Annotated in this window: 27 protein-coding genes; 15 read left to right on the forward strand and 12 right to left on the reverse strand. The window is 31.0% G+C overall.

What is annotated here, in order from left to right; translation table 11 throughout:
* Positions 1-2: 2 nt before the first annotated feature.
* From Q1A46_RS07530 to Q1A46_RS07585, 12 genes are all read left to right on the forward strand, one after another.
* The gene (locus Q1A46_RS07530; RefSeq protein ID WP_299676148.1) at positions 3-428 is read left to right on the forward strand and encodes a polymer-forming cytoskeletal protein; all 426 of its coding nucleotides are present in this window, start codon (positions 3-5) and stop codon (positions 426-428) included.
* A complete protein-coding gene (locus tag Q1A46_RS07535; protein ID WP_299676151.1) occupies positions 397-627 on the forward strand; it encodes an AtpZ/AtpI family protein in 231 nt (76 codons plus the stop codon). The genes Q1A46_RS07530 and Q1A46_RS07535 overlap by 32 nt, the downstream gene beginning before the upstream one ends.
* Positions 620-1,003 carry a DUF6168 family protein gene (locus Q1A46_RS07540; RefSeq protein WP_299676154.1) on the forward strand — a complete coding sequence of 128 codons (384 nt, stop codon included), beginning with the start codon at positions 620-622 and terminating at the stop codon, positions 1,001-1,003. The genes Q1A46_RS07535 and Q1A46_RS07540 overlap by 8 nt, the downstream gene beginning before the upstream one ends.
* Positions 1,004-1,118: 115 nt before the next feature.
* Complete coding sequence (gene atpB / locus Q1A46_RS07545; protein WP_299676157.1) at positions 1,119-2,252, forward strand: F0F1 ATP synthase subunit A; 1,134 nt, start codon at positions 1,119-1,121, stop codon at positions 2,250-2,252.
* A gap of 40 nt (positions 2,253-2,292) precedes the next feature.
* Positions 2,293-2,490 (forward strand): ATP synthase F0 subunit C, encoded by a 198-nt coding sequence (gene atpE, locus Q1A46_RS07550; protein ID WP_095068859.1) that lies wholly within the window; start codon positions 2,293-2,295, stop codon positions 2,488-2,490.
* A 102-nt stretch (positions 2,491-2,592) separates the two neighbouring features.
* Positions 2,593-3,093, forward strand: coding sequence for a F0F1 ATP synthase subunit B (locus Q1A46_RS07555; RefSeq protein ID WP_299676163.1), 501 nt, complete (start codon positions 2,593-2,595; stop codon positions 3,091-3,093).
* Positions 3,094-3,102: 9 nt separating this feature from the next.
* On the forward strand, positions 3,103-3,660 hold the full coding sequence (gene atpH, locus Q1A46_RS07560) for an ATP synthase F1 subunit delta (protein ID WP_299676166.1): 558 nt from the start codon (positions 3,103-3,105) through the stop codon (positions 3,658-3,660).
* Between the two features lie 21 nt (positions 3,661-3,681).
* A complete protein-coding gene (gene atpA / locus Q1A46_RS07565; protein ID WP_299676169.1) occupies positions 3,682-5,262 on the forward strand; it encodes a F0F1 ATP synthase subunit alpha in 1,581 nt (526 codons plus the stop codon).
* 63 nt (positions 5,263-5,325) lie between these two features.
* Positions 5,326-6,186, forward strand: a complete 861-nt coding sequence (gene atpG, locus Q1A46_RS07570) for an ATP synthase F1 subunit gamma (protein WP_299676172.1) — start codon at positions 5,326-5,328, stop codon at positions 6,184-6,186.
* Between the two features lie 525 nt (positions 6,187-6,711).
* Positions 6,712-7,485 carry a hypothetical protein gene (locus Q1A46_RS07575; protein ID WP_299676175.1) on the forward strand — a complete coding sequence of 258 codons (774 nt, stop codon included), beginning with the start codon at positions 6,712-6,714 and terminating at the stop codon, positions 7,483-7,485.
* Between the two features lie 251 nt (positions 7,486-7,736).
* Complete coding sequence (locus tag Q1A46_RS07580; RefSeq protein WP_299676178.1) at positions 7,737-8,111, forward strand: hypothetical protein; 375 nt, start codon at positions 7,737-7,739, stop codon at positions 8,109-8,111.
* A gap of 108 nt (positions 8,112-8,219) precedes the next feature.
* A complete protein-coding gene (locus Q1A46_RS07585) occupies positions 8,220-9,383 on the forward strand; it encodes a hypothetical protein (RefSeq protein ID WP_299676181.1) in 1,164 nt (387 codons plus the stop codon).
* A 91-nt stretch (positions 9,384-9,474) separates the two neighbouring features.
* Here the strand turns inward: Q1A46_RS07585 and dxs are convergent, their stop codons facing one another.
* A complete protein-coding gene (gene dxs / locus Q1A46_RS07590; protein ID WP_299676267.1) occupies positions 9,475-11,247 on the reverse strand; it encodes a 1-deoxy-D-xylulose-5-phosphate synthase in 1,773 nt (590 codons plus the stop codon).
* A gap of 196 nt (positions 11,248-11,443) precedes the next feature.
* The gene (locus Q1A46_RS07595) at positions 11,444-12,766 is read right to left on the reverse strand and encodes a hypothetical protein (RefSeq protein ID WP_299676184.1); all 1,323 of its coding nucleotides are present in this window, start codon (positions 12,764-12,766) and stop codon (positions 11,444-11,446) included.
* A gap of 253 nt (positions 12,767-13,019) precedes the next feature.
* On the opposite strand from Q1A46_RS07595, the gene rsmI reads away from it, so the two are divergent.
* On the forward strand, positions 13,020-13,691 hold the full coding sequence (gene rsmI / locus Q1A46_RS07600) for a 16S rRNA (cytidine(1402)-2'-O)-methyltransferase (protein ID WP_299676187.1): 672 nt from the start codon (positions 13,020-13,022) through the stop codon (positions 13,689-13,691).
* 1 nt (position 13,692) lies between these two features.
* Here the strand turns inward: rsmI and Q1A46_RS07605 are convergent, their stop codons facing one another.
* From Q1A46_RS07605 to Q1A46_RS07625, 5 genes are read right to left on the reverse strand one after another with little or no spacing between them, the layout of a single operon-like run.
* Positions 13,693-14,391 (reverse strand): hypothetical protein, encoded by a 699-nt coding sequence (locus tag Q1A46_RS07605; protein ID WP_299676190.1) that lies wholly within the window; start codon positions 14,389-14,391, stop codon positions 13,693-13,695.
* Entirely contained in the window at positions 14,391-15,044 is a 654-nt protein-coding gene (locus tag Q1A46_RS07610; RefSeq protein WP_299676193.1) for a hypothetical protein, read from the reverse strand. The genes Q1A46_RS07605 and Q1A46_RS07610 overlap by 1 nt, the downstream gene beginning before the upstream one ends.
* Complete coding sequence (locus tag Q1A46_RS07615; RefSeq protein ID WP_299676196.1) at positions 15,041-15,709, reverse strand: hypothetical protein; 669 nt, start codon at positions 15,707-15,709, stop codon at positions 15,041-15,043. Before Q1A46_RS07615 ends, Q1A46_RS07610 begins: the two co-directional genes overlap by 4 nt.
* Before the next feature lie 2 nt (positions 15,710-15,711).
* The gene (locus tag Q1A46_RS07620; protein ID WP_299676199.1) at positions 15,712-16,377 is read right to left on the reverse strand and encodes a hypothetical protein; all 666 of its coding nucleotides are present in this window, start codon (positions 16,375-16,377) and stop codon (positions 15,712-15,714) included.
* Between the two features lie 2 nt (positions 16,378-16,379).
* Positions 16,380-16,718, reverse strand: a complete 339-nt coding sequence (locus Q1A46_RS07625; RefSeq protein WP_299619689.1) for a PadR family transcriptional regulator — start codon at positions 16,716-16,718, stop codon at positions 16,380-16,382.
* A 149-nt stretch (positions 16,719-16,867) separates the two neighbouring features.
* Here Q1A46_RS07625 and Q1A46_RS07630 point away from each other — a divergent pair, with 149 nt between their 5' ends.
* Positions 16,868-17,914 (forward strand): ferredoxin--NADP reductase, encoded by a 1,047-nt coding sequence (locus Q1A46_RS07630; protein WP_299676202.1) that lies wholly within the window; start codon positions 16,868-16,870, stop codon positions 17,912-17,914.
* A gap of 22 nt (positions 17,915-17,936) precedes the next feature.
* Positions 17,937-18,620, forward strand: a complete 684-nt coding sequence (locus tag Q1A46_RS07635) for a LysE family translocator (RefSeq protein WP_299676205.1) — start codon at positions 17,937-17,939, stop codon at positions 18,618-18,620.
* Positions 18,621-18,624: 4 nt separating this feature from the next.
* On the opposite strand, the gene Q1A46_RS07640 is transcribed toward Q1A46_RS07635, so the two are convergent.
* The 5 genes from Q1A46_RS07640 to Q1A46_RS07660 all read right to left on the reverse strand — a co-directional run bounded on the left by Q1A46_RS07640 (position 18,625) and on the right by Q1A46_RS07660 (position 23,338).
* A complete protein-coding gene (locus tag Q1A46_RS07640) occupies positions 18,625-19,446 on the reverse strand; it encodes an SDR family oxidoreductase (protein WP_299676208.1) in 822 nt (273 codons plus the stop codon).
* Positions 19,447-19,613: 167 nt separating this feature from the next.
* Positions 19,614-20,705, reverse strand: a complete 1,092-nt coding sequence (locus Q1A46_RS07645) for a phosphotransferase family protein (protein ID WP_299676211.1) — start codon at positions 20,703-20,705, stop codon at positions 19,614-19,616.
* Positions 20,705-21,928, reverse strand: coding sequence for an acyl-CoA dehydrogenase family protein (locus Q1A46_RS07650; RefSeq protein ID WP_299676214.1), 1,224 nt, complete (start codon positions 21,926-21,928; stop codon positions 20,705-20,707). The genes Q1A46_RS07645 and Q1A46_RS07650 overlap by 1 nt, the downstream gene beginning before the upstream one ends.
* Positions 21,929-21,938: 10 nt before the next feature.
* Positions 21,939-22,700: an SDR family oxidoreductase gene (locus Q1A46_RS07655; RefSeq protein WP_299676217.1), complete on the reverse strand. Its 762-nt coding sequence runs from the start codon at positions 22,698-22,700 to the stop codon at positions 21,939-21,941.
* Between the two features lie 83 nt (positions 22,701-22,783).
* Entirely contained in the window at positions 22,784-23,338 is a 555-nt protein-coding gene (locus Q1A46_RS07660) for a Crp/Fnr family transcriptional regulator (protein ID WP_299676220.1), read from the reverse strand.
* Position 23,339: the final 1 nt, after the last annotated feature.

The following is a 23,339-nucleotide window of genomic DNA, read 5'->3' on the forward strand; positions in this document are numbered from 1 at the left end:
TTATGTTCAGTAATAAAAACAAAAAAGACAATACAGTTGAAAGAAAATCTACGAGTAGAAATGTAATCGGTAGAGGAACTAAAATTACAGGAGATTTCATCTCTGAAGGAGATTTTAGAATAGATGGAACTCTAGAAGGAACATTAAAAACTAACGGTAGAGTAATCATTGGACAAGAAGGATATATTAACGGAACTGTAGAGTGTAATAATGCAGATGTTGAAGGAAGATTCTCTGGGGAGTTCAATGTGTCAAATATTTTAACAGCTAAGTCTACAGCAAATATTACAGGTAACGTTAACGTAGGGCAAATTTCTACTGAACCTGGTGCTGCATTCAATGCAACATGCAACATGAAAGGAGCAATTAAGGAGCTAGGTAGTAGCGAATCATCTGATGCCAAAAAAGACAAACAAAAGTCAGCTTAAACAATACGCACGTTTTAGTGGAATAGCCATTCAAATGGGAATTACTATTTACCTTGGAAGTTTATTAGGTGAATGGCTAGACAATAAATACCCTAACTCAAACAACTTATATACTAAAATTTGTACTTTAGCGGCCGTTTTTATTGCCATGTACTCGGTAATAAAACAGGTAATTAATTTTTCTAAAGACAATGATTAAGCGTATTCTTTTATTTGCAGTAGCACTTGTATTACTTTTTGTGTTAAGTTATTTTACAAATTCTTATTTAGTAAAGGAACTTACTATTTCTTTTTCATTGTTACAAGTATATTTATTTCATGTTATTGCAGCTTTCGTGGTTTATGCAATTGTTGAGTTCGTTGCAAGTATTTTACCCAATCAAGCAGGTTATGCATATTTAGCTTCTATATTTATAAAAATAGGTTTATTCGTGCTAATTTTTAATGCATCTGTGTTTGCAAAAGAAAATCTTTCAAGACCTGAACGAGTATCTTTAGTGGTGCCATTGTTTCTGTTTTTAATTACTGAAGCTGTCGCAATTTCTAAACTATTAAATAAGAAGCAATTCAATTAAACTATAACGTTTTAGGAACGATATTAAACTATATCCAAAAAAGAGTTTGTAGTTTTAATTAAATGTGTACCTTTGCACGGAAATTTAGAGACCATAATTCTACATTTAGTAAGGTATGATGATAGCAAAAAAATCTATCAAGTTTGTAGCAATACTAGCATTAGTATTTACTTCATTTAACGCATTCGCTGGAGGAGGAGAAACTCCAAGCAAAGGAGGACAGATTAATACTCCTGAATCTATTAAAGGTTATATTAAACATCACTTAGCCGATTCACACGATTTTACATTGTATTCATATACCAATGATGCAGGTGAAAGAAAACATGTTGGTTTTCCATTGCCAGTAATCGTTTGGACGAGCAAAGGTTTAAAAACTTTCATGTCTTCTGCATTTCATCATAATGATGATGGTCATGTAGTTGTAGAAAAAGGTGGTGTTAAGTTTGCTAAAATTCATAGTAAGATTTATGAGTTAGATGCAGGTGCTGAGCATGTTTCTTTTGATGAAACTCATCACGCAACAAATGCACACAGAGTGTTAGATTTTTCGATTACTAAAAGTGTTTTCGGAATGTTATTCGCTGGGTTATTAATGTTTTTAGGTTTTGGTTCTTTAGCTAAAGGATACAAAAAAGGAGCTATTCCAACTGGGGTTGGTCGTGTTCTTGAACCTTTGGTGTTATATGTAAGAGATGAAATCGCTAGACCAAATATTGGAGAGAAAAAGTATAAGAAGTTTATGCCATATTTATTAACGGTGTTCTTCTTTATTTGGATATTAAACTTGTTAGGGTTAACTCCAATAGGATTTAACGTAACAGGTCAAATTGCAGTTACAATGTGTTTAGCATTATTTACTGCGGTAATATATTTAACTAATGGTTCTAAAGATTTCTGGGCACATACACTATGGATGCCAGGTGTGCCAGTAGTACTAAGACCAATATTAGCAGTAATCGAATTAGTAGGGTTTGTTTTAATTAAGCCATTCTCGTTATTAGTTCGTTTATTCGCAAACATTACAGCAGGTCACTTCGTAGTGATGAGCTTAATCGCTTTAATGATTGTTTTAAAGAAGGACTTTGGTCCTGTAGCTTCAACAGGGATGTCTTTTGTTTTAGCAACATTCATTATGGTAATTGAGGTATTAGTAGCGTTTTTACAAGCGTTTATCTTTACCATGTTATCTGCCTTATTCATTGGAATGGCAGTAGAAGAGCATGAACACGATCATGCACATCATTAATATAGAATAAGAATTTGTTTAATTATATAAATCAAGTATCATGACAGGAACTCTTAATTTAATAGGAGCAGGATTAATCGTAATCGGTGGAGGAATCGGATTAGGTCAAATCGGTGGAAAAGCAATGGAAGGAATTGCTCGTCAACCTGAGGCTGCTGGTAAAATCCAAACTGCGATGATCATCATCGGAGCATTATTAGAAGGATTAGCATTCGGTGCTTTAATCTTAGGAAAATAATTCCAGAAGAAACAAAAACAAAACATTTTCCTGTAACGGTTGGTTACAGGAAATGTTTTCAAATTAAACAAAAAAGATTTTTAAAAGAATAAATTAAATATAATGGATCAGTTATTAAATGATTTTTCGCCAGGGTTATTTTTCATGCAAGCGGTAATCCTTATCGTATTATTAGTTTTATTAGCTAAATTTGCTTGGAAACCAATTTTAAGTTCTCTTGATGAAAGAGAAGAAGGTATTCAAAGTGCTTTAGATCAAGCTGAGAATGCTCGTAAGGAAATGCAAAACTTACAGGCTGATAACGAAAAATTATTAAAAGAAGCGAGAGCAGAGCGTGATGCAATGATGAAGGAAGCTCGTGAGATCAAAGATAAAATTATTGCTGATGCTAAGCAGGAAGCAGGAGAGGAAGCTTCTAAAATGATTGAAAATGCAAAAGCAACAATCAAGCAAGAGCAACAAGCTGCAATTGCAGAATTAAAGAAAAAAGTAGCAGACCTTTCAATCGGTATAGCTGAAACAGTTGTAAAGAAAGAATTAGCTTCTCAAGATGATCAATTAAAGCTTGTAGAAGGAATGTTAGAAGACGTTACTTTAAACTAATTAAGCATAATGAAACAGTCAAGACCAGCATTACGTTACGCAAAAGCGATATTAAACCTAGCTAAAGAGCAAGGTAATGATGCAGAAGTAAACGATAACATGAAGCTTATCGCTGCTACTGTTGCTGAAAGTGACGATTTAGATGCTATGCTTAAAAGTCCAATTATTAAAGCTTCTGATAAAAAGAAAGTATTAGATGCTTTATTCGGAGATAAAGTAAATAGTATCGGAAAAGGATTATTTAACTTATTAGCTGAAAATAAAAGAATGTCAATGTTAGAAAGTGTTGCTAAGCAATACACTATCATTTTCGATTATTATAAGAACATGCAAGTTGCTACAGTTACTACTGCAGTAGCTTTAAGTTCAGAATTAGAGGCTAAGATCCAAAAGAAGATTGTTGAAATTACTGGAAACAGTGCAACAATTGAAAACGTAATAAATCCAGATATTTTAGGAGGATTTATTTTACGTGTAGGAGATGTGCAGTATGATGCAAGTATCTCTAACCAATTAAACGAATTAAGAAGAGAATTTGACAATAGTCATTATATTCCAAAAATTTAATTATACATCAAAAGATATAAGATGGCAGCAATTAAACCAGCTGAAGTATCAGCAATTTTAAAGGAACAATTAACAAATTTTGAATCAAAAGCTACGTTAAACGAAGTAGGAACTGTATTACAAGTAGGTGATGGTATCGCACGTGTTTACGGTTTATCTAACGTACAATATGGTGAATTAGTTGATTTTGGTAACGGTTTAGAAGGAATCGTATTAAACTTAGAAGAAGATAACGTTGGTGTTGTATTATTAGGAGCATCTACTGGAGTAAGTGAAGGTTCTACAGTAAAACGTACTGAAAGAATTGCTTCTTTAAAAGTTGGAGAAGGAGTTGTAGGTAGAGTTGTAGATACTTTAGGTAACCCAATTGACGGTAAAGGACCAATCGAAGGAGAAACTTTCGAAATGCCTTTAGAGCGTAAAGCACCTGGGGTAATCTATCGTCAACCAGTAACGGAACCATTACAAACAGGTATTAAGTCTGTAGATGCAATGATTCCAATTGGACGTGGACAACGTGAGTTAATCATTGGTGACCGTCAAACTGGTAAGTCAACTGTTGCTATTGATACTATCTTAAATCAAAAAGAGTTTTACGATGCAGGTGAGCCAGTATATTGTATCTACGTTGCAGTAGGTCAAAAAGGTTCTACAGTAGCTGCTATCGCTAACATGTTAGAAGAAAAAGGAGCTTTAGCTTATACAACTATTGTTGCTGCTAACGCTTCAGATCCTGCTCCAATGCAGGTATATGCACCTTTCGCAGGAGCTGCTATCGGTGAGTATTTCCGTGATACTGGTCGTCCAGCATTAATCATTTATGATGATTTATCTAAGCAAGCAGTTGCTTACCGTGAGGTATCTTTATTATTACGTCGTCCACCGGGACGTGAGGCGTATCCTGGAGATGTATTCTACTTACACTCTAGATTATTAGAGCGTGCAGCAAAAGTTATTAATGACGATTCAATTGCAGCTCAAATGAACGATTTACCAGAATCATTAAAGAGTAAAGTAAAAGGTGGTGGTTCTTTAACTGCATTACCAATTATTGAAACTCAAGCGGGAGACGTTTCTGCATATATTCCAACAAACGTAATTTCGATTACTGATGGACAGATTTTCTTAGAGTCTGATTTATTCAACTCGGGTGTACGTCCAGCGATTAACGTAGGTATTTCTGTATCTCGTGTAGGAGGTTCTGCTCAGATTAAGTCAATGAAGAAAGTATCTGGTACGTTAAAGTTAGATCAAGCTCAATACCGTGAATTAGAGGCATTTGCTAAGTTTGGTTCTGATTTAGATGCAGCTACAATGAATGTAATCTCTAAAGGTCAACGTAACGTTGAGATTTTAAAGCAAAATCAAGGAGATCCATTTACAGTAGAAGATCAGATCGCTATTATTTATGCAGGTTCTAAGAACTTATTAAAAGACGTTCCTGTAAATAAAGTAAAAGAATTCGAAGCAAATTATATCGAGTTCTTAAATGCAAAGCATAGAGATACATTAGATACGTTAAAATCAGGAAAATTAACTGATGCAGCAACTGATGTATTAACACAAGCAGCTAAAGAGATTTCTGCTAAATATTCAGCATAATTAAAACACATTTCCTCATTGATTTCTCAATGAGGAAATTCAAACAATTTTAAGTTCATATAGATGGCAAACTTAAAAGAAATACGTAACAGAATTACTTCGATTAAATCAACAATGCAGATTACATCTGCCATGAAAATGGTATCTGCTGCAAAGTTGAAAAAGGCACAAGATGCTATTACAGCAATGCGCCCTTATTCTTCTAAATTAACTGAACTTTTACAAAGTTTAAGTGCAACTTTAGAAGGAAATACAGGAGGAGCTTATTCTGAACAAAGAGAAGTAAACAAAGTTTTATTAGTTGCTGTTACTTCTAACAGAGGTTTATGTGGAGGGTTTAACTCTTCTATTATTAAAAAGACTGTTAGTACAATTAATGAAACATACAACGGAGTAGAAGTTGACCTTTTAACTATCGGCAAAAAAGGAAACGACATTTTATCAAAAGAGTATAATGTTGTTGAAAATAACAATAGTATTTTCGATGATTTAACTTTTGATAATGCTGCTGAAGTTGCTCAACAATTAATGGATTTATACGTTGCAGGTACTTACGATAGAATCGAAATTATCTATAATCAATTTAAAAATGCTGCTACACAAATTGCAATGGTAGAGCAGTTTTTACCTATTAAGCCTGTTGAGGGAGATAAAAATGTTAGCTTAGACTATATCTTCGAACCTTCTAAAGAAGAAATAGTTTTAGAATTAATTCCTAAGTCATTAAAAACTCAATTATACAAAGCAATTCGTGATTCATTTGCTGCCGAACACGGTGCTCGTATGACTGCAATGCATAAGGCTACAGATAATGCTAAGGAATTACGTGACGACTTATTATTAACTTATAACAAAGCACGTCAAGCTGCAATTACTAATGAGATTTTAGAAATCGTTGGTGGAGCAGAAGCATTAAACAACTAAGAAATATTATTATTTATATATTTAGAAAGCGAATCAGTAATGATTCGCTTTTTTTTATTTTATAAAATAATCTTTATTGAATATGAGAATGCACTTCTATTTTCTTTGAATTATAGTTACAGTGATATTTTAGATGTTATTAATTAAGAGGTTCTAGTAAGTTAATACAGATTTGATTAATTATATCCATCCTAAACTAAAAAAGAGTTTAGAATAGTTAAGTTATTTTTCCAAAAATGATTTCTGCTAAATCAAGAAGATGCTGTTAGCGTAAGTTAAACTTTACGTATAAGTTTCACCGAACAATAACTATAAAATTATTTTACAAGTTTTTATTTTTTATTAAATTTGATTAAACCGAAAAGAGAAAAAATAGCTATTAAAATCACTTTTCTTTACACTTAAATTGTTGAGTATATTTTATACTGAACTAGTATTTATTTTATGAATATTAGTTTATTCAGTATACATAAATAATCAAATAATTTAAGAAATAACAACCTATTAAATTTAAATAATTAAAAAATGAAAACAATCTTAAGACTGTTATCAATTTTCATATTGGTAACAACAATCAACGCATGTCAAAATGAAGGTGAAGAATTAATCACCAATGAAACAACTTCAACAAGTAAACAAGTAGAATCAGGGATCTTTAATCGCGATATTTGTGACTTCAATATAGTTACTGCAAATGACAGTTATGCTGTAAATATAGGAGAAACTAAAACATTTACTGTTTCTAATAATGTTCCAACTTCAACAAGATTCAAATGGAGCGTAATTAGAGGTGCAGGAATTCAAGTTATTGGTTCTTCAACTTCAAGATCTTTTACTGTAAAATTTAATCTTGGTTTTAATGGAGGTTCAATTCGTTTAGAAACAAATTACAGTGGTAATTGTAATAAAGAGTTTGATGTAAGTTTAGTAAGTTGTAGCAAAATTACAACTCCACCTTCACAAACACCTATTTTATCAGATTTTTTACAACCTTATCCACAAGGGTATGTTCCTAATAATTTAGGTAATAATTACATTTGTACAAAAACTGTAGCTAATATTTTATATGTGCCTTTAGAAAGATGTGTGAATTATAGCTGGTCTATCAGTCCAGGAGGTTTTGATGCTAATATTCAACCAAGTTTTAATGGAAGTGAAGCTTTAGTGAATATCAATAAGCCTGGAACTTATGTTGTAACTTTAAGAAGATCAAATAGTGCTGGAAGTAATATAGAAAAATATACTTTGTATGCTCAAGACTGTAACACCGGAGGCGGTGGAGGCGGATTTGGCTTCTAAAAAAATAGAGAGCAAACTTTAAATATTAGGTTTGCTCTTTTTTTTAATAATTTTTACAATTAAGTAACGTGAAACTTTTTATTAAGTTTTATGTTTTATTAATTTTGCGGTAAAGAAAAACAAAAAAATAGCTATTAATACATCACTTTTCTTTTAAAAGATTCACATTTTAATGAAATAAAAAACACTAATACTAAAGATATATAGTGTGTTTTGTTTTGTGAAATGATTATAATTTAAATTAATCCATAATGAAAAAAATTTTAAAAGTATTACCAATATTCATATTGAGTATAATTCTATCTTCATGTGAAGATGAAGATGCTACATTAAATAATTCAAATGCCTTGTCTGGAATTTGTAGTTATTTTATTACATCAGATAATGAAAGTAATTTAGTTGAAGTAGGAGAAACAAAAACATTTTCTATTTCTGATGAAGTTCCGGATACAACAGACTTGAAATGGTCGATAATTGAAGGAACTAATATAGAAATTGTCGGATCAACAACGTCAAGATCATTTACTGTCAAAATCAACGATGGGTTTACAAAAGGTAAAATTAGAGTGGAAACTAATTATCAATCTGATTGTGTAAAAGAATTTTCAGTAGAGCTTAAAAAATAAAAGTACAGCTCAAATAAAAAAACGAGATTATCGAACGAACAACCTTTTTAAGTCCTTCATATAATTGCTATTTATTTAAACTAAATTTTAACAACTAATTCATTTACTATGAAAAATTTTTTTTCAAAAACTATTTTATTAATATTAATAATAATTACCTCATGTTCTCAAGATGAAAACGTTGTGGATAATACTAATTCAATAACTGTAATTACTGATCCAGTAACAGAGTTAAAAGGAAAAACATTAACGTTCAATGGTAGAGTTATTGGTGATGATGTAGAAATTGTGGCTAGAGGTTTTGCTTGGAGCTTAAATTCGAATCCAACAACCAATGATTATACAGAAGTAGTAGATGGGAGTGGGTTTGGCTCTTTTTTTATTGATATTAAAAATTCAATAGAACCATTACAAACATATCATGTTAGGGCATGGGTTTCAACGCAATTAGGAGAAACGTTTTACGGAAATGATTTAGAATTTACAACCAAAGATGTTTTAAGTATTGAAAATTTTAGAATAGAAGGTATTGTTTCTACACGTGTGGTTGTATCTTCTAAAATAGAAAAAATAGATGACGAAACAGGTTTGTTTGAAACAGGGTATGTTTTTAGTGTGAACCCAAATCCAACACTATCAAATTTTTCTATAAATACAAGTCATTTTCCATTCAATGATACTGAATTTACAATTAATAATTTATCTCCTAATACAGATTATTATATAAGACCGTATGTTTCTTTTCCACATGATAATCGAGTAATATATGGTGAAGAATTAAAATTTAAAACTGTTGGATATGTAGGACCTTCTGGAGGATACGTTGTGTTTGATAAAGGTAGTGAATCAGATGGTTGGAGATTTATGGAGGCTGCACCAGGTTATTTTGACAATGTAACTTGGGGATGTAAAAATATTTCTATACCAGGTATGCCTAAAAATATTGGATCTGGTTATGCTAATTCTCAAAGAATTATTAATAGTTGTAATGATTCTAATTTTGCTGCTAAATTATGTAGAAATTACGATGGAGGAGGATATAATAATTGGTTTTTACCTTCTTCTCAAGAAATGAGTGCTGTGATTAGAAGTTTAGTAGATATAAATGCTTTGACTGGAGATAATTCGTATTGGGTTTCTAATCAGAATGAAAGTATACCTGATGAAGGTATTTACCTTTATTATAATCCAAGTAAAGATGAAATATCAGAAAATTCTACAAGTAAAGGGTATGGATTTTATGATGCTATTCCGGTAAGGAGATATAAATAAAAATATGTATATCTAAACCTTAAAGAAGAAATTATACGAATAACTATTTTTATAGAAAAGTAAAAGCGAATCCATTTGGATTCGCTTTTGTTTATATCATATTCTCAATTTCAGATAAAATAGACTTAGCATCAATTCCACAAATCTCATATAACTCTTCAACAGTTCCGTGATGTATAAATTCATCTGGTACTCCTAAAACTTTAATTAGGTTTTTATAACTATGTTCAGCTGCAAACTCTAAAATGGCAGAACCGAATCCACCTTTTACAGTTCCGTCTTCAATTGTGATTATTTTTTCAAACTTTTTAAATATATTATGTAATAACTTCTCATCAAGTGGTTTTACAAAACGTAAATCGTAATGTGCAACTTGATCCTTCTCTTTTGATGATTTTAAAGCTTCTGAGACATTTTTAGCTAAAGAACCAATAGAAAGTATAGCTATTTCATTTCCTTCTTGCAAACAAGCTCCTTTTCCTAATTCAATTGTGTCAAAAGGTAATTGCCAATCGATAGTTACTCCTCTACCTCTTGGGTAACGAATCGCTATAGGATTTTCTATGCCCAACTGTACTGTATATAAGATGTTTCTTAATTCGATTTCATTTCGTGGAGCGAAAATAGTTAGGTTAGGAATACAACGTAAATAAGCAAGATCAAAAACACCATGATGTGTTGCTCCATCTTCACCGACTAATCCAGCACGATCTAAACAAAAAATCACGGGTAGATTTTGCAAAGCAACATCGTGAATTATTTGATCGTAAGCTCGTTGCAAAAACGTAGAATACACATTACAATAAGGAATAATGCCTTCTGCGGCCATTCCAGCAGCTAAAGTAACAGCATGTTGTTCTGCTATTCCAACATCGAAAGTTCTATTAGGAAATTTATCTAACATAAATTTTAAAGAACTTCCGGTTAACATTGCTGGAGTAATTCCAACTATTTTATCGTTTTGTTCTGCAAGTTCTACAATAGTTTTTCCAAAAACGTCTTGATATTTTGGCGGTTGAATACTCTTGGGTTTTGGAAGTAAATCTCCAGAAACTTTATCAAACTTTCCAGGAGCATGATATTTCACCTGATCTTCTTCGGCCTGACGTAATCCTTTTCCTTTTGTAGTAATAACATGTAAAAACTTAGGTCCAGAAATATGCTTTAAACGTTCTAATTCACGAATAAGCTCCTCTAAATTATGTCCGTCAATTGGACCAGAATAATCAAAATTTAAAGCTTCAAAAATATTATCTTGTTCAACATCACTTCTTTCAGACTTAACTCGAGTTAAATAATCTTTTAAAGCTCCTACAGCAGGATCAATTCCTATGGCATTATCATTTAAAATAACTAAAAGATTAGCATTGGTTACTCCAGCATGATTTAAAGCTTCAAAGGCCATTCCACTAGCTATCGATGCATCTCCAATAACAGCGATATGATGTTTATGTTCGTCTTTTAGTTGTGAAGCAATTGCCATTCCTAAAGCAGCAGAAATAGATGTTGATGAATGTCCAACGCCAAAAGTATCGTACTCACTTTCGCTACGTTTTGGAAATCCAGAAATCCCATGAAGTTGACGATTGGTATGAAAATTATCCTTTCTACCCGTTAAAATTTTATGTCCGTATGCTTGATGTCCAACATCCCAAACCAATAAATCTTTAGGAGTATTAAATACATAATGCAACGCTATGGTAAGTTCAACAACACCTAAGCTAGCACCTAAATGCCCTTCTTTAGTAGCTACAATATCAATAATAAAATCTCTTAATTCTTGAGCTAATTTGGGTAATTTATTTTGATTTAACTTTCTTAAGTCAGCGGGAAAAATAATACTTTGTAATAGATTTTCTGGCATATTACAAAGGTAATGAAGTTTCATATTTGTACTGTAATTGAAAGTATAAAGTTATGCGTATAATTGTTCAGTTGAAAAGGTGTTTGAAGATATTATTTAAAGTATGATGATAATTTTAAGGAAATTAGAAATAACTTGTTAATTAAAAATGCTCGCAAAAAACTGAAATGAGTTTTACGAGCATTAATAGTTTTTATTATGCTGTTACTTCTGCATAATTCACTGAAAAGTTATCCATTTTAGATACTGTATAATGCTGATAATGCATTGTGAATTTAGTCCAATTACCAGTTACCCAACATTCATAATAATCTACTTCCCATTTTAAATTATAGGCAACTTTATCATTAAATGCTTTAGAATCTTCGTTTACCATCCAAACAGCATTGCATAATGGTTGTAAATTCTTTTTAGCTAAATTAGGAACAGATTTAACTTGTCCTTTTTTCATAAAAGGTTCTTTAAACATATCCCACATAGATTTTTTAGTTTCTGATAATTGGAAAGTCCAATCAGCTTTACTTCCACTCGATTCGTTAGTAATTTCAAAATCTGAAATAGAAGTGGTTTCAGAACTTCCAATCGTATAGCTTGGTTTGAAACCTGGATTTTTAGAAATATCTACTCCAACAGTAAAACTACTACTAGCAGTATAACTCGATTCTTTATTAATGTTTTTTGGCGAGGTTTCGTAGGTAATTACTCGATCAGAATTTAAAGGTTCAAAGTGAATAGCGATAGTATTTTGAAAATATCCTCTATCGTATTTGCCATCCCATTGCATTTTCTTCCCGCTTGTAGGATTAAATCCCGCTCCTACAGTATTTATTTGTACATATTTACTTTTAGGGTTGAAAGAAGCAGCTAAAATAATTTCAACTAGCATTTGATTTTCGGCTGTTTGACTTGTTCCGTTAAACTTATATGTTCTATTTAAAGGAACATGAAAAACTTTATATTGTCCTGCAGGTAAATTTATAGGAGGTGTTGCAGATTTTTTAACTATAGATAAATTGTTAAACCAATGTTCTTCTTGAATAGACTCTTCTATTATACGAGCCAATTCTTGAACTGAAGGTGTATCTTCTTGACTTGTATTTTTTAAAGGGATTTTTTTTGATTTTCCTAAAGTTTTTATGACTTTGGTTTTCTCATTTGAAACTGTTTTAGTTTCTTCAACAACATCTGATATTTCCATAATGTTGTTAATTGTAAGAGGATTTATAAATGTACTGTTTGCGTATAAATTAACAATACTAATTTCTGTTTCAAGTCCAAATCCTAATAGAGAGCTCATTAAATCTTTATCTCTTGTTGAGTTGATCAAAATAATAGGCTTGGCAAACTTTTTAATTTCTGATTTAGTTGTTTGATCTAATTTCGTTACAGAATCCAAATCAATTATAATTGCTTCAGTTTCCTTTAAACTTTCTAGGGAATAGCTCTTGATTTCAAATAAGTTTTCTAGTTCTTTTTTAATGGGATGATTACAGTTGCCCAATTCTAATAAGTAATTCATAATAGTATTATTTAAATGGTTATGTAAAGTGTTTTTTAGTAAATACTTCTGTAAAATTATGGGTAAAAGAGAGTTAGAATAATCTGAATGTTGTGAACAAGTTTTTTTGTGTTGTGTACAATAAATAAAAAGGTAATTAACGTATCGGAATCATTTTTTTTGGATTCATTTACGTAAAGGAAGAATATTCTTCTGCGGGAAATAGGAGTATAGAAGATAGTAAACGACCTATTAAATTAACTACCTTTGTGTCATGAGTAAATTGTATTTGGTACCAACACCTATCGGAAATTTAGAAGATATTACTTTCAGAGCTTTAAAAGTGCTCAAAGAAGTTGATTATATTTTAGCTGAAGACACAAGAACAAGTGGGAAATTATTAAAGCATTTCGATATAAATACGCCAATGCAATCGCATCACATGCATAATGAGCATAAAACAGTTGAGAATATCGTAAAGCGAATTCAAGCTGGAGAAATATTTGCCTTAATTTCAGATGCTGGAACTCCAGCTATTTCAGATCCAGGTTTTTTATTAACTCGTGCTTGTATTCAAAATAATATAGAAGTAGAGTGTTTACCAGGAGCCACAGCTTTTGTGCCAGCTTTAGTGAATTCTGGATTGCCGAATGATAAATTCGTTTTTGAAGGTTTTTTACCGGTAAAAAAAGGACGTCAAACACGTTTGAAGTTTCTTGCGGAAGAAACTCGAACCATAATTTTCTATGAAAGTCCGCATAAATTATTAAAAACATTAACGAATTTTTCTGAATACTTCGGAGAAGATCGTTTGGTTTCAGTTTCTAGAGAATTGACAAAAATGTTCGAAGAAACCAAACGAGGAACTGTAAAAGAAGTGCTATCATATTACACAGAGAAACCTGCCAAAGGCGAGATTGTAATTATTGTTGAAGGTAAAAAGTAAACTATACTAACTTATATTCAGGATATTGCTCTTCTAATAATTCTTCAGCTTTATTAGGAATAACATGTACTGTTACGTGAGCAATTATAATTGTTAGTACTATAATGGCAGCACAAAAAAATCTGCTAGTTTGGCTTAATTCTAAAAAATTATGGTTGTTTGGTAAAGAAAAATCAACCATATAAAATAAAATCAGAGCTAAATTCCCTACACCTTGAGCTAAAATGATATTTTCAAGCATCCATTTTTTTCCAGTTGCCTTTTGTTTACGAGCAATCTTTTTTCTTGATTGAAACATTTTAATCAACTCAAAAGAAATAATACAAAAGTAAATTGCAGTATAAATGTAAAATGCGTGATTAAAGCTTTGAACTTCATAAAACAACCAAACTAGAAAAGAAGTAAGGATAATTTTAGGTAATTTAAACCACTCTTTTACAAAACGTAAAATGATTTTCAAATATCTTTTTGAAAGTTGACGTTGCTTTTCTTCAACTACATCCATAAAACCATAAATACCAAATTTTTTAAAAGAAGTATCTCGAGCTTTTTCAAAAGATAGCTCAGGATTTTCTTCCCAAATAGCTTCGATATCATTCGCTAAATGATCTACCAATTCGGTTTGAACATCATAATATTCAACATAATGTTTTCTTGTAAATGTATATAAGTCTTGTATTTGTGTATCTGTTAATTTCATTAGGCTAGCAATTTTTTAAATTTTTCAATTTTTTCTACAGATTCTTTACATAGTTTGTATCCTGAATAGGAAGCTACGCTATATAAAGGAAGAAGAATTAGCCAAATAAGAGTTTGACTATCTGTTGATAAATCCTTGATGAAATTAGGAACAGATTGCAATATCATAAAGGCTAAACCAAAATAAAATATTCCATAACTTACGTTTACAGAATTACCAAGCTTTTTTCTCCATATAATGATGGAATAAGTAAAAAAGATAATAATTGGCACAAAAAATAAAGCAAAATTAATCTTAGAGAATGTGCTGTAAGGTAATTGTGTAGATAAATAAAAGTAGCAACAAAAAGCTATAGAAAATATGATCAGATTAATGGGGTTAGTGAAAAATTGAAGTATCCCTTTAAAGTATTTTTTTCTGTAGATATCATTCGTTTTTTTCCAACCGCTTGTGTGAATTGAATTTAGCTTCTTATACCAACCAGCTTTTTTTAATGAAGTTTCAAATTCAAATTGAAAATCATTTGTAGTAGCATTATGTTCGATATCAGAAACAATATGATCTACCATTTCTATTCTTAAATCCCAGTATTTTATTCCTCCTTTCTTTAAAAGAATATCAATTTCTTGTATTTGTGTATCAGTTAATTTCATAGTGTTTTCAATTTTTTATAAATCAATTCGGTTTTTTGATACTCTTTTAAGTAAAATAAAAAACCTAAAGTTGTATATATAATAGTTAAACCGAAGATTAGTGAAACTAATATTGGTTGTTTAAAAATATTTACATCGAAAAGTCCGTCAGCTATACTAATTATGAATCCGAACAAACTGATTGCAAATAAGCTTACATTACTTACGTGGTTAAGATGTAAAGATTTGTAAGTTGCTTTTCGAGATATTATATACCCAATAAAAACTAACGTTATGCCTAAGAAAGTAAAAGCTAAATATTTTAATAACTCTTTGTATTGAGCAACATAATAAATTGAGTAAATAAAAAATATAGAACCTAAACTAATAGAAGATTTAGAAAATGAATTTTTAATATATTTTTTAAATTTTAAACTGACTTTTTTTGCATAATTTTCATTGTGTTGTTTTAATAATTTTTCAAAAGAACTACCATTAAAATTTTCTTTCCAACCTAACTTTTTAAACACTTCCCAAACAGCAGTTTTAAAATTTACATTATTAGTTGTGTTTTCTAATTCAGAAACTACATGATCTAATAATTCAATTCTAACATCCCAATATTTAATACCATTTTTCTTTAATAGGTTGTCTATATAAGTAACTTCTTTATTTGTAATTTCCATAGCTATTGAATTAAAAAGTTATACTTGTTTTTAATCATTTCACTTTTCCTATGGAAATTGAAATGTATTAAAGCAGTAATAATTAAAGTAAATAAAGACTGATACATTATGAACTCAGAATAGTTTCCTTCAATGTAAACGTCTATATAACTTGGGAAAATTAGAATTAACAATGAAAAAAGAGAAATTATTCTAGAGTAAAACTTAATAAATCGTAATTCTTTAAAACCTTTTAGGAAAAACTGAATTTTAACAGCAGTGTAAACATATAAAGCAATTGCTGTTGTAAAAAATAGAATAGATAATTCTTTAAAATATACAAACCCAAAATTAATTAATACTAAAATTAAAAGAGTAATTGTAAATAAAAACTTAGGTTTCAGTAATAAATTAAATAGCTCTTTACATAACTTTTTTAAGTAATACCAATTCAATTGTTTTACTTGATTGTTATATCTTTTTAGAATATCATTCTTTCGACTTAACATATATTTTAAAAAAGGTGTTTGAAACCCATCATCTTTAAAAAAAGTATCTAAATCATCAACACTATTTTCAATTTCAGAAGCAATATGATCAACCATTTCTAATCGAATGTCAAGAGACTCGACACCAATTGCCTCTAAAAAATCATTTATTCTTTCAATATGTTTTTCATTTAATTTCATAGTTATTCTAAACCTAATTTAGGGTTCACCAAATGCTGCATTGTATTTAAAAATTCTTGCATTTGCTGTAGCCGATTCACAGTTTCTTTAGTTCCTGTTTCAGTCAACTTATAATACTTTCTCAAGCGATTTCCCACTTTAGCTACTTCTACATCTAACAAACCTTCAGCTTCGAGTTTATGTAATGCCGGGTACAAAGCTCCTTCTGTTATTTGTAGTTCTCCTTTCGTAAGTTCCTTTACTTTTTGAGTAATTTCATAACCATACATTTTGTCTTGTTCTGCAAGCAATTTTAAAATGATAGTTTGTAAAGAACCTTTATACAATTTTTGATTTCCCATGATTAAGATTTTTTGTATACCTAAAAAACTTAGGTATACAAATATACATAAAATTCTTATACATAAAAATCTTAGGTATGTTTTTGAAGTTGATTTATACGTCCGATTCCTCTTTTCTTTAGTATTTTTGTGTTCAAATTTTTTTAGAGATGAGTCAATTTTACCCAATCAAGATAAAAAATGTTATACGAGAAACTTCATCTGCAGTTTCTTTAGTTTTCGATATTACTTCCGAGTTAATTAATGATTTTAATTTTGTTGCTGGTCAGTATATTACATTAAAAACATCAATTAATGGAGAAGAAGTAAGAAGAGCTTATTCTTTATGTTCATCACCTAAAAGTGGTGAAGTTAAGGTTGCGGTAAAAGCTGTAGAAAATGGAACTTTTTCTGTTTTTGCAAATGAAAAATTAAACGTTGGAGATCTTTTAGAGGTTTCTAAACCAGAAGGAAAGTTCGTTTTAGAACCAGAAAACAATAAAAACTATATTGGTTTTGCTGCAGGTAGTGGAATCACTCCTGTATTATCGATGGTAAAGTCTGTTTTAGAATCTAATACTTCTTCAACATTTACTTTAGTTTATGGAAATAAAACTATCGCAGATACTATTTTTTATAAAGAACTAGCAGAATTAAAAGCACAATATGCAGAACGATTTAATTTAAGTTATGTATTCAGTAGAGAAAATGTAGAAAGTGCTGTTTTTGGTAGAATTGATAAGGCTCACGTAAATTATTTTGTAAAGAATATTTACAAGGATCTATCTTTTGATAAAGCTTTCTTATGTGGACCTGAAGAAATGATTAACATTGCTTCAGAAACACTTATTGAAAATGGTTTTGCTAAAGAAAATGTATTATTTGAGTTGTTTACAGCATCAATTGACGAAGCAGCAGCTAGCCAAGTAAAAGAAGGTGAAACTGAAATTACAGTTGTTTTAGATGACGAAAAAACAACATTTACAATGCCACAAGATTCAGATATTCTTGCAGAAGCATTACGTAAAAAAATAGATGCACCATATTCTTGTCAAGGTGGAGTTTGTAGTAGTTGTATAGCAAAAGTTACTGAAGGGAAAGCCGTAATGGTTAAAAACCAAATTTTAACAGACGAAGAATTAGAAGAAGGTTTTATATTAACTTGTCAAGCACATCCAACAACACCTACAATTACTGTAGATTTTGATGATGTTTAAAATAAATCAAAAATTGCTATAAATGGAGTCTTTAGATTACAGTAATGCATATGGTGTAGGAGCTTTTATGGCCTTAATGATCGGACCAGTTTTTTTCATGTTGTTAAAAACAAGTGCGTTAAAAGGGTTTAGAGCTGCTATTGCTTTTGACATAGGCGTGATATTAGGAGATGTTACATTCATTCTAATTGCTTATTTCGGAAGTAGAAGTTTACTTGAGAAAATTAAAGACGATCCACGATTGTTTTTAATTGGTGGATTGATTTTAGTAGTCTACGGATTTATCACATTTCTAGACAAGAAAAACAAAAAGGAAGTCGATGAATCTGAGGTTGATGTTCCAAAAAGCAACAACTATTTCAAGCTTTTTCTAAATGGTTATTTCTTAAACTTTATCAATATTGGTGTTTTAGCAGGTTGGTTAACTATTATGGTTATTGTTGGTCCGCTTTTAGGAATGGATCCCAATTTAATTTTCTGGTACTTTGTTAAAGTTGTTATCGGATATTTTGCATTAGATTTAATAAAAATACTGTTAGCCAAACAATTACGTTCTAAACTAACTCCTTTAGTAATTTACAAAGTGAAAAAAGGAATGGGAGTTTTATTGATCGTTTTTGGAGCAGTTATGATGCTGAAAAGTTTTATCTCTAAGGAAGAACTTGATAAGTTAATCAATAGCGTTGAAATCACTAAGAAAAAGTAATTCATTAGCGATGAGACAATCTAGACATCATTTTTTGATATTGCTTTTCAACTAATTTTGGTAACCATTTTTTATAGAAAAACTTAGTTTTAGCATCTTTAGGATAGATAATTTGAAACTTTCCTTCAGAAGCTTTTTCAAGAGCGATTGCAGCAACTTCATCTGCATTGGTAGTAGAATGTTTCATCTGCTTTTCTGCAAATCCTTTAAACATTTTAGAACTAGCATTTTCCATAATGTTTGTCTTAAAGAAAGTAGGCGTAAGTACACTCACATGAATGTTATTCAGTTTTAATTCATGATATAAAGATTCAGAAAGTGAAAATACAGCAGCTTTAGAAACACTATAAGCAGACATTCCTGGAGCGTTCATAAATCCAGCAGAACTACCAACATTCAGTAAAACACCTTTTTTCTGTTTTAATAATCTAGGTACAAAGAAATGACAACCGTAATAGGTTCCCATCAAGTTTACTTCAATCATCTTTTCCCATTTTTCGATAGGATAATCTTTAAATAATAAACCATCACCAATTCCGGCATTATTAATTACAAGATCTACTGTTTCACTGTTTTCATAAACTTTATGAACCACATTTTCAAACTGATTTTTATCACTTACATCTAAAGAATATTGAAATACCTTCTCGTTTGTGTTTAAATTCTGAATTACACTTTCTAAGGCTTTCTCATTAATGTCACTTAAATGAAGTGTCCAATTATTCTTAGCTAATAATTTTGCAAAAGCAGCACCCAATCCAGATCCTGCTCCAGTAACAAAAGCAGTTTTATTCGGATATAAAGCATTCAATTTTTTTAGATTCATAATGATAATAGTTAGCGGTTATTTTTTAAGTTTCAGTTCTAGGTTTTAATGATAACTTTACGTCATTCCGAATTTATTTCGGAATCTCATTGTGTTATTAAACAACAATTTATGATGAGAACCTGAATCAAGTTCAGGTTGACGTAGATTTACTATTAAATATATACTTAAAAGTAATTGTTAGTTAACAGTTTTTTTTTACGTTTAATAATATTTTCACATGTTTTAATCAAATAGATAGAAACCAACCAGAAATTTTTAAAAGCTTTGTTTTTGGTATATCCTTTTGAGTATCTGTAATAGATTTGTTGTACAATTCCAGCTAGTCTAAACAAACCATAAACTCTGTAAAAACGGAAATCATCAATTGTTCTTCCTGTTTTTTCACAATAGTAGTTTATAATTTCTTCTCTAGTTAACATACCAGGAATATTACTTGGTTGTCTTCGAATAGATTTTACAAAAAAGTCATCTTTTTCTTCAACCCAATACGCTAAGCTGTTTCCTAAATCCATTAATGGATCTCCAATAGCAGCCAATTCCCAATCTAAAACTCCTAAAATATTTTCTGGATTACTAGGATCTATAACCACATTGTCTAGTCGAAAATCGTTATGAATAATACATAGATTTTCTTCTTTAGGAATGTTTGATTCTAGCCATTTCATTACTTTTTTCCCAGCCGGAACATTCCATGTTTTTGCATTTGCATAACGTTTATTCCATCCAAGAATTTGACGTTCAATATAACCTTCACCTTTACCTAAATCTTGTAAACCTTCTTTCTTATAATCTACTTGATGTAAATGAATCATTTTATCCCAAAAAGAATAACAGATCTTACGAACCGTTTCTTCATCCCAATGAATTCCTCTTGGAGGATTTTTTCGAAGAATGATTCCTTCCAATCGTTCCATCAGATAAAAAGTAGAACCTAAAACAGATTCATCTTCACAAACGGCGATCATTTTTGGCACATAAGGATAATGCGGTTTTAATTTTTGTTGAAGATAAAATTCTCTTGGCATATCGTGGGCTCCAGCTGCTTTCTTACCTAAAGGAGCTCTACGTAAAATAATATCTTGTTCGTCAAATTTTAAGCGATATGTCCAATTCGATGCTCCACCAGAAAATTGTGTAATAACCGGATTAGAATCAATATTAGGAATATGATTTTTCATCCAAGGCAATAAAGCATCTAAATTTAACTCTTCACCTGAGCGTTGTTGTTTTTCAAGATCTTTAACAATGTTCGACATTAGCCTAAGTATTTTTTAAATTCAAGTCTAGAAATCATTCGTAAATGCACTTCATCTGGTCCGTCAGCTAAACGTAAAGCCCGCGCTTGAATGAAAAAATTAGTCAAAGGAAAATCGTCAGATAATCCTGCGCCTCCATGAATTTGCATTGCCATATCTGTGACTTCTTGTAATACTTTCGGAGCAGCTACTTTTATTGCAGAAATTTCGGTCATACTATTTTTCACACCTTGTTCATCAATTTTCCAAGCAGCATAATGTGTCAATAATCGAGCTTGATCTATAGCAACCCTTGCTTGGGCAAAACGTTCAGAGTTTCCGCCTAATTTAGCCAAAGGTTTTCCGAAAGCTTGTCGTGTTCCACTTCTAATAATTGCCAATTGCAAAGCACGTTCAGCTGCGCCAATACAACGCATGCAATGGTGTATTCTACCCGGGCCTAATCTTCCTTGTGCAATAGCAAAACCAGCACCAAAACCTAAGATTAAATTCTTTTTCGGAATTCGAACATTATTAAAATGGATTTCTCCATGACCCGCAGGAGCGTCGTAAGCTCCAAATGTATTTTGCATTCTTTGTATTTCTACTCCAGGAGTATCCAAAGGAACCAAAACTATACTGTGTTGTTTGTGTTTTTCTTGTGTAGTATCTGTTTTTCCTAGTACTATGGCCAGTTTTGCTTTCGGATGTCCTAATCCTGTAGACCACCATTTTTTACCGTTCACCACAATCTCATCTCCATCTTCAATGATAGAAGTTTCAATATTAGTAGCGTCGGAAGAAGCAACATCAGGTTCAGTCATACAGAAAACAGATTTTATTTTTCCGTCTAATAAAGGTTGTAACCATTCTTCTTTTTGCTGTTGGTTTCCGAAGTGATATAAAACCTCCATGTTTCCTGTGTCTGGAGCATTACAATTAAAAATTTCAGCAGCATTATATACACGTCCCATTTCTTCAGCAAGAGGTGCATATTCTAAAACGCTTAATCCTTGTCCTAATACATTATCTGGTAAGAAAAGATTCCATAGTCCTTCCTGTTTAGCAAGTTCTTTTAAAGCGTCTAATTTTGGGTGTTCCGTCCATTCTTTCCAATTTCCAGAAGTATTGTGTTTTTTATGATAGGTTATAAGTTCTCGTTCAAACGGATAAATATGTTTATCCATAAACTTTTTAAGACGATCTAAATAGTCTTTTGATTTTTGCGATGGATTAAAATTCATGTGTTATAGATTAGAATTTTCTCAACATTTTTAAAGTGAAAAATGGCATAGCTTGTTTGATAAAAAACCATGGCCAAAACGGGACAAAAGCATTTGCTTTTTCTTTATTGATGGCTTTTACTAAAAGTTTTGAACCTTTATCTAAAGAAATCATAAACGGAGGTGGTTTTCCGATGGAATCTGTCATTTCTGATTGAATGTAACCAGGACAAATAGTAGATACTTTGATGGGTTTTTTAAGTACATCTGCTCGAATTCCTTCAGCTAAACTTCTTACACCAGCTTTTGTTGCTGCATAAACAGTCATTGCCCTTGGATAACCTCTAAAAGCAGACATGGATGAAATGACCACTAAATGTCCAGAGTTTTGCGCTCTAAAGATTTCCATAGCAGCTTCCATTTGATGTAAAGCGCCGCAAAAATTCGTAACAGCAGTTTGTAAATTCTGATTGGCGAATCCTTTCCCTATTGAAGCTCCTTTACCCATTCCGGCATTAACAATCACACGATCTAATTTTCCGTTGATTGTTTGAAAATCATCATGGAAAGCTTTAAAAACTGAAAAAACATCTTCTTGTTGAGTAACATCTAAAGCTCTGATAAAAACGTTGATGTTACTGTTTGTTTTTAGGAGTTCTTCTTTTAAATTTTCTAGTTTTTCTGTTCTTCTTGCACATAAAGCTAAGTTATAGCCTTGCTTGGCAAACTCTATAGCCATGCCTTTTCCTAAACCAGAACTAGCTCCAGTAATGAGTATGTTTTTTCGATTCACAATAGGTTGAATTTGAAATGAATACTCTAAAAATAAGGATTTGAATTGGCTTATCTTTTCACCTATGTTAAAAAAGGAATATGTTATTCAGACTTTGATCGAATTCTACTCAGGCTTTGTTGTGCGACACCTAAGTAACCAGCAATATGACCTAATTTTGCACGTTGAAAAATATCAGGATGTGTTTTTAATAAATCATCGTAACGTTCTTTAGCACTTTTATTTTGAAGGTAAATTACTTTTTTCCCTAGGGCCATCATGATTTCTGTAACCAAAAGACGCATAAAACGCTCTACATCTTTTGAGTTATTTAAAACAGTTTCTAGTTTATCATGAGAAATAGCTTTTACAGTTGTTTCTTCGATGGCTTCAATGCTAATGTTACTAGGTTTGCGTTTAAAGAAACTGTAGGCTTCAGTAATAATCATTTGTTCGCTAGAAAACCAATTGGTTATATCGTTCCCTTTTTTGTTGTAATAAAAACTACGTAGCATTCCTTTTTCAATGATAAATAGATGATTACAAATTTTACCCGATGCTACAATAATTTCATTTTTTTGAAATGTAATTTGTTCAGAGTTATTGAACAAAGCTTCTCGTGCTTCTGGAGTAATTAATTGATCATCAACTCTAATCATA

Source organism: uncultured Tenacibaculum sp. (assembly GCF_947502995.1).
GTDB lineage: Bacteria > Bacteroidota > Bacteroidia > Flavobacteriales > Flavobacteriaceae > Polaribacter.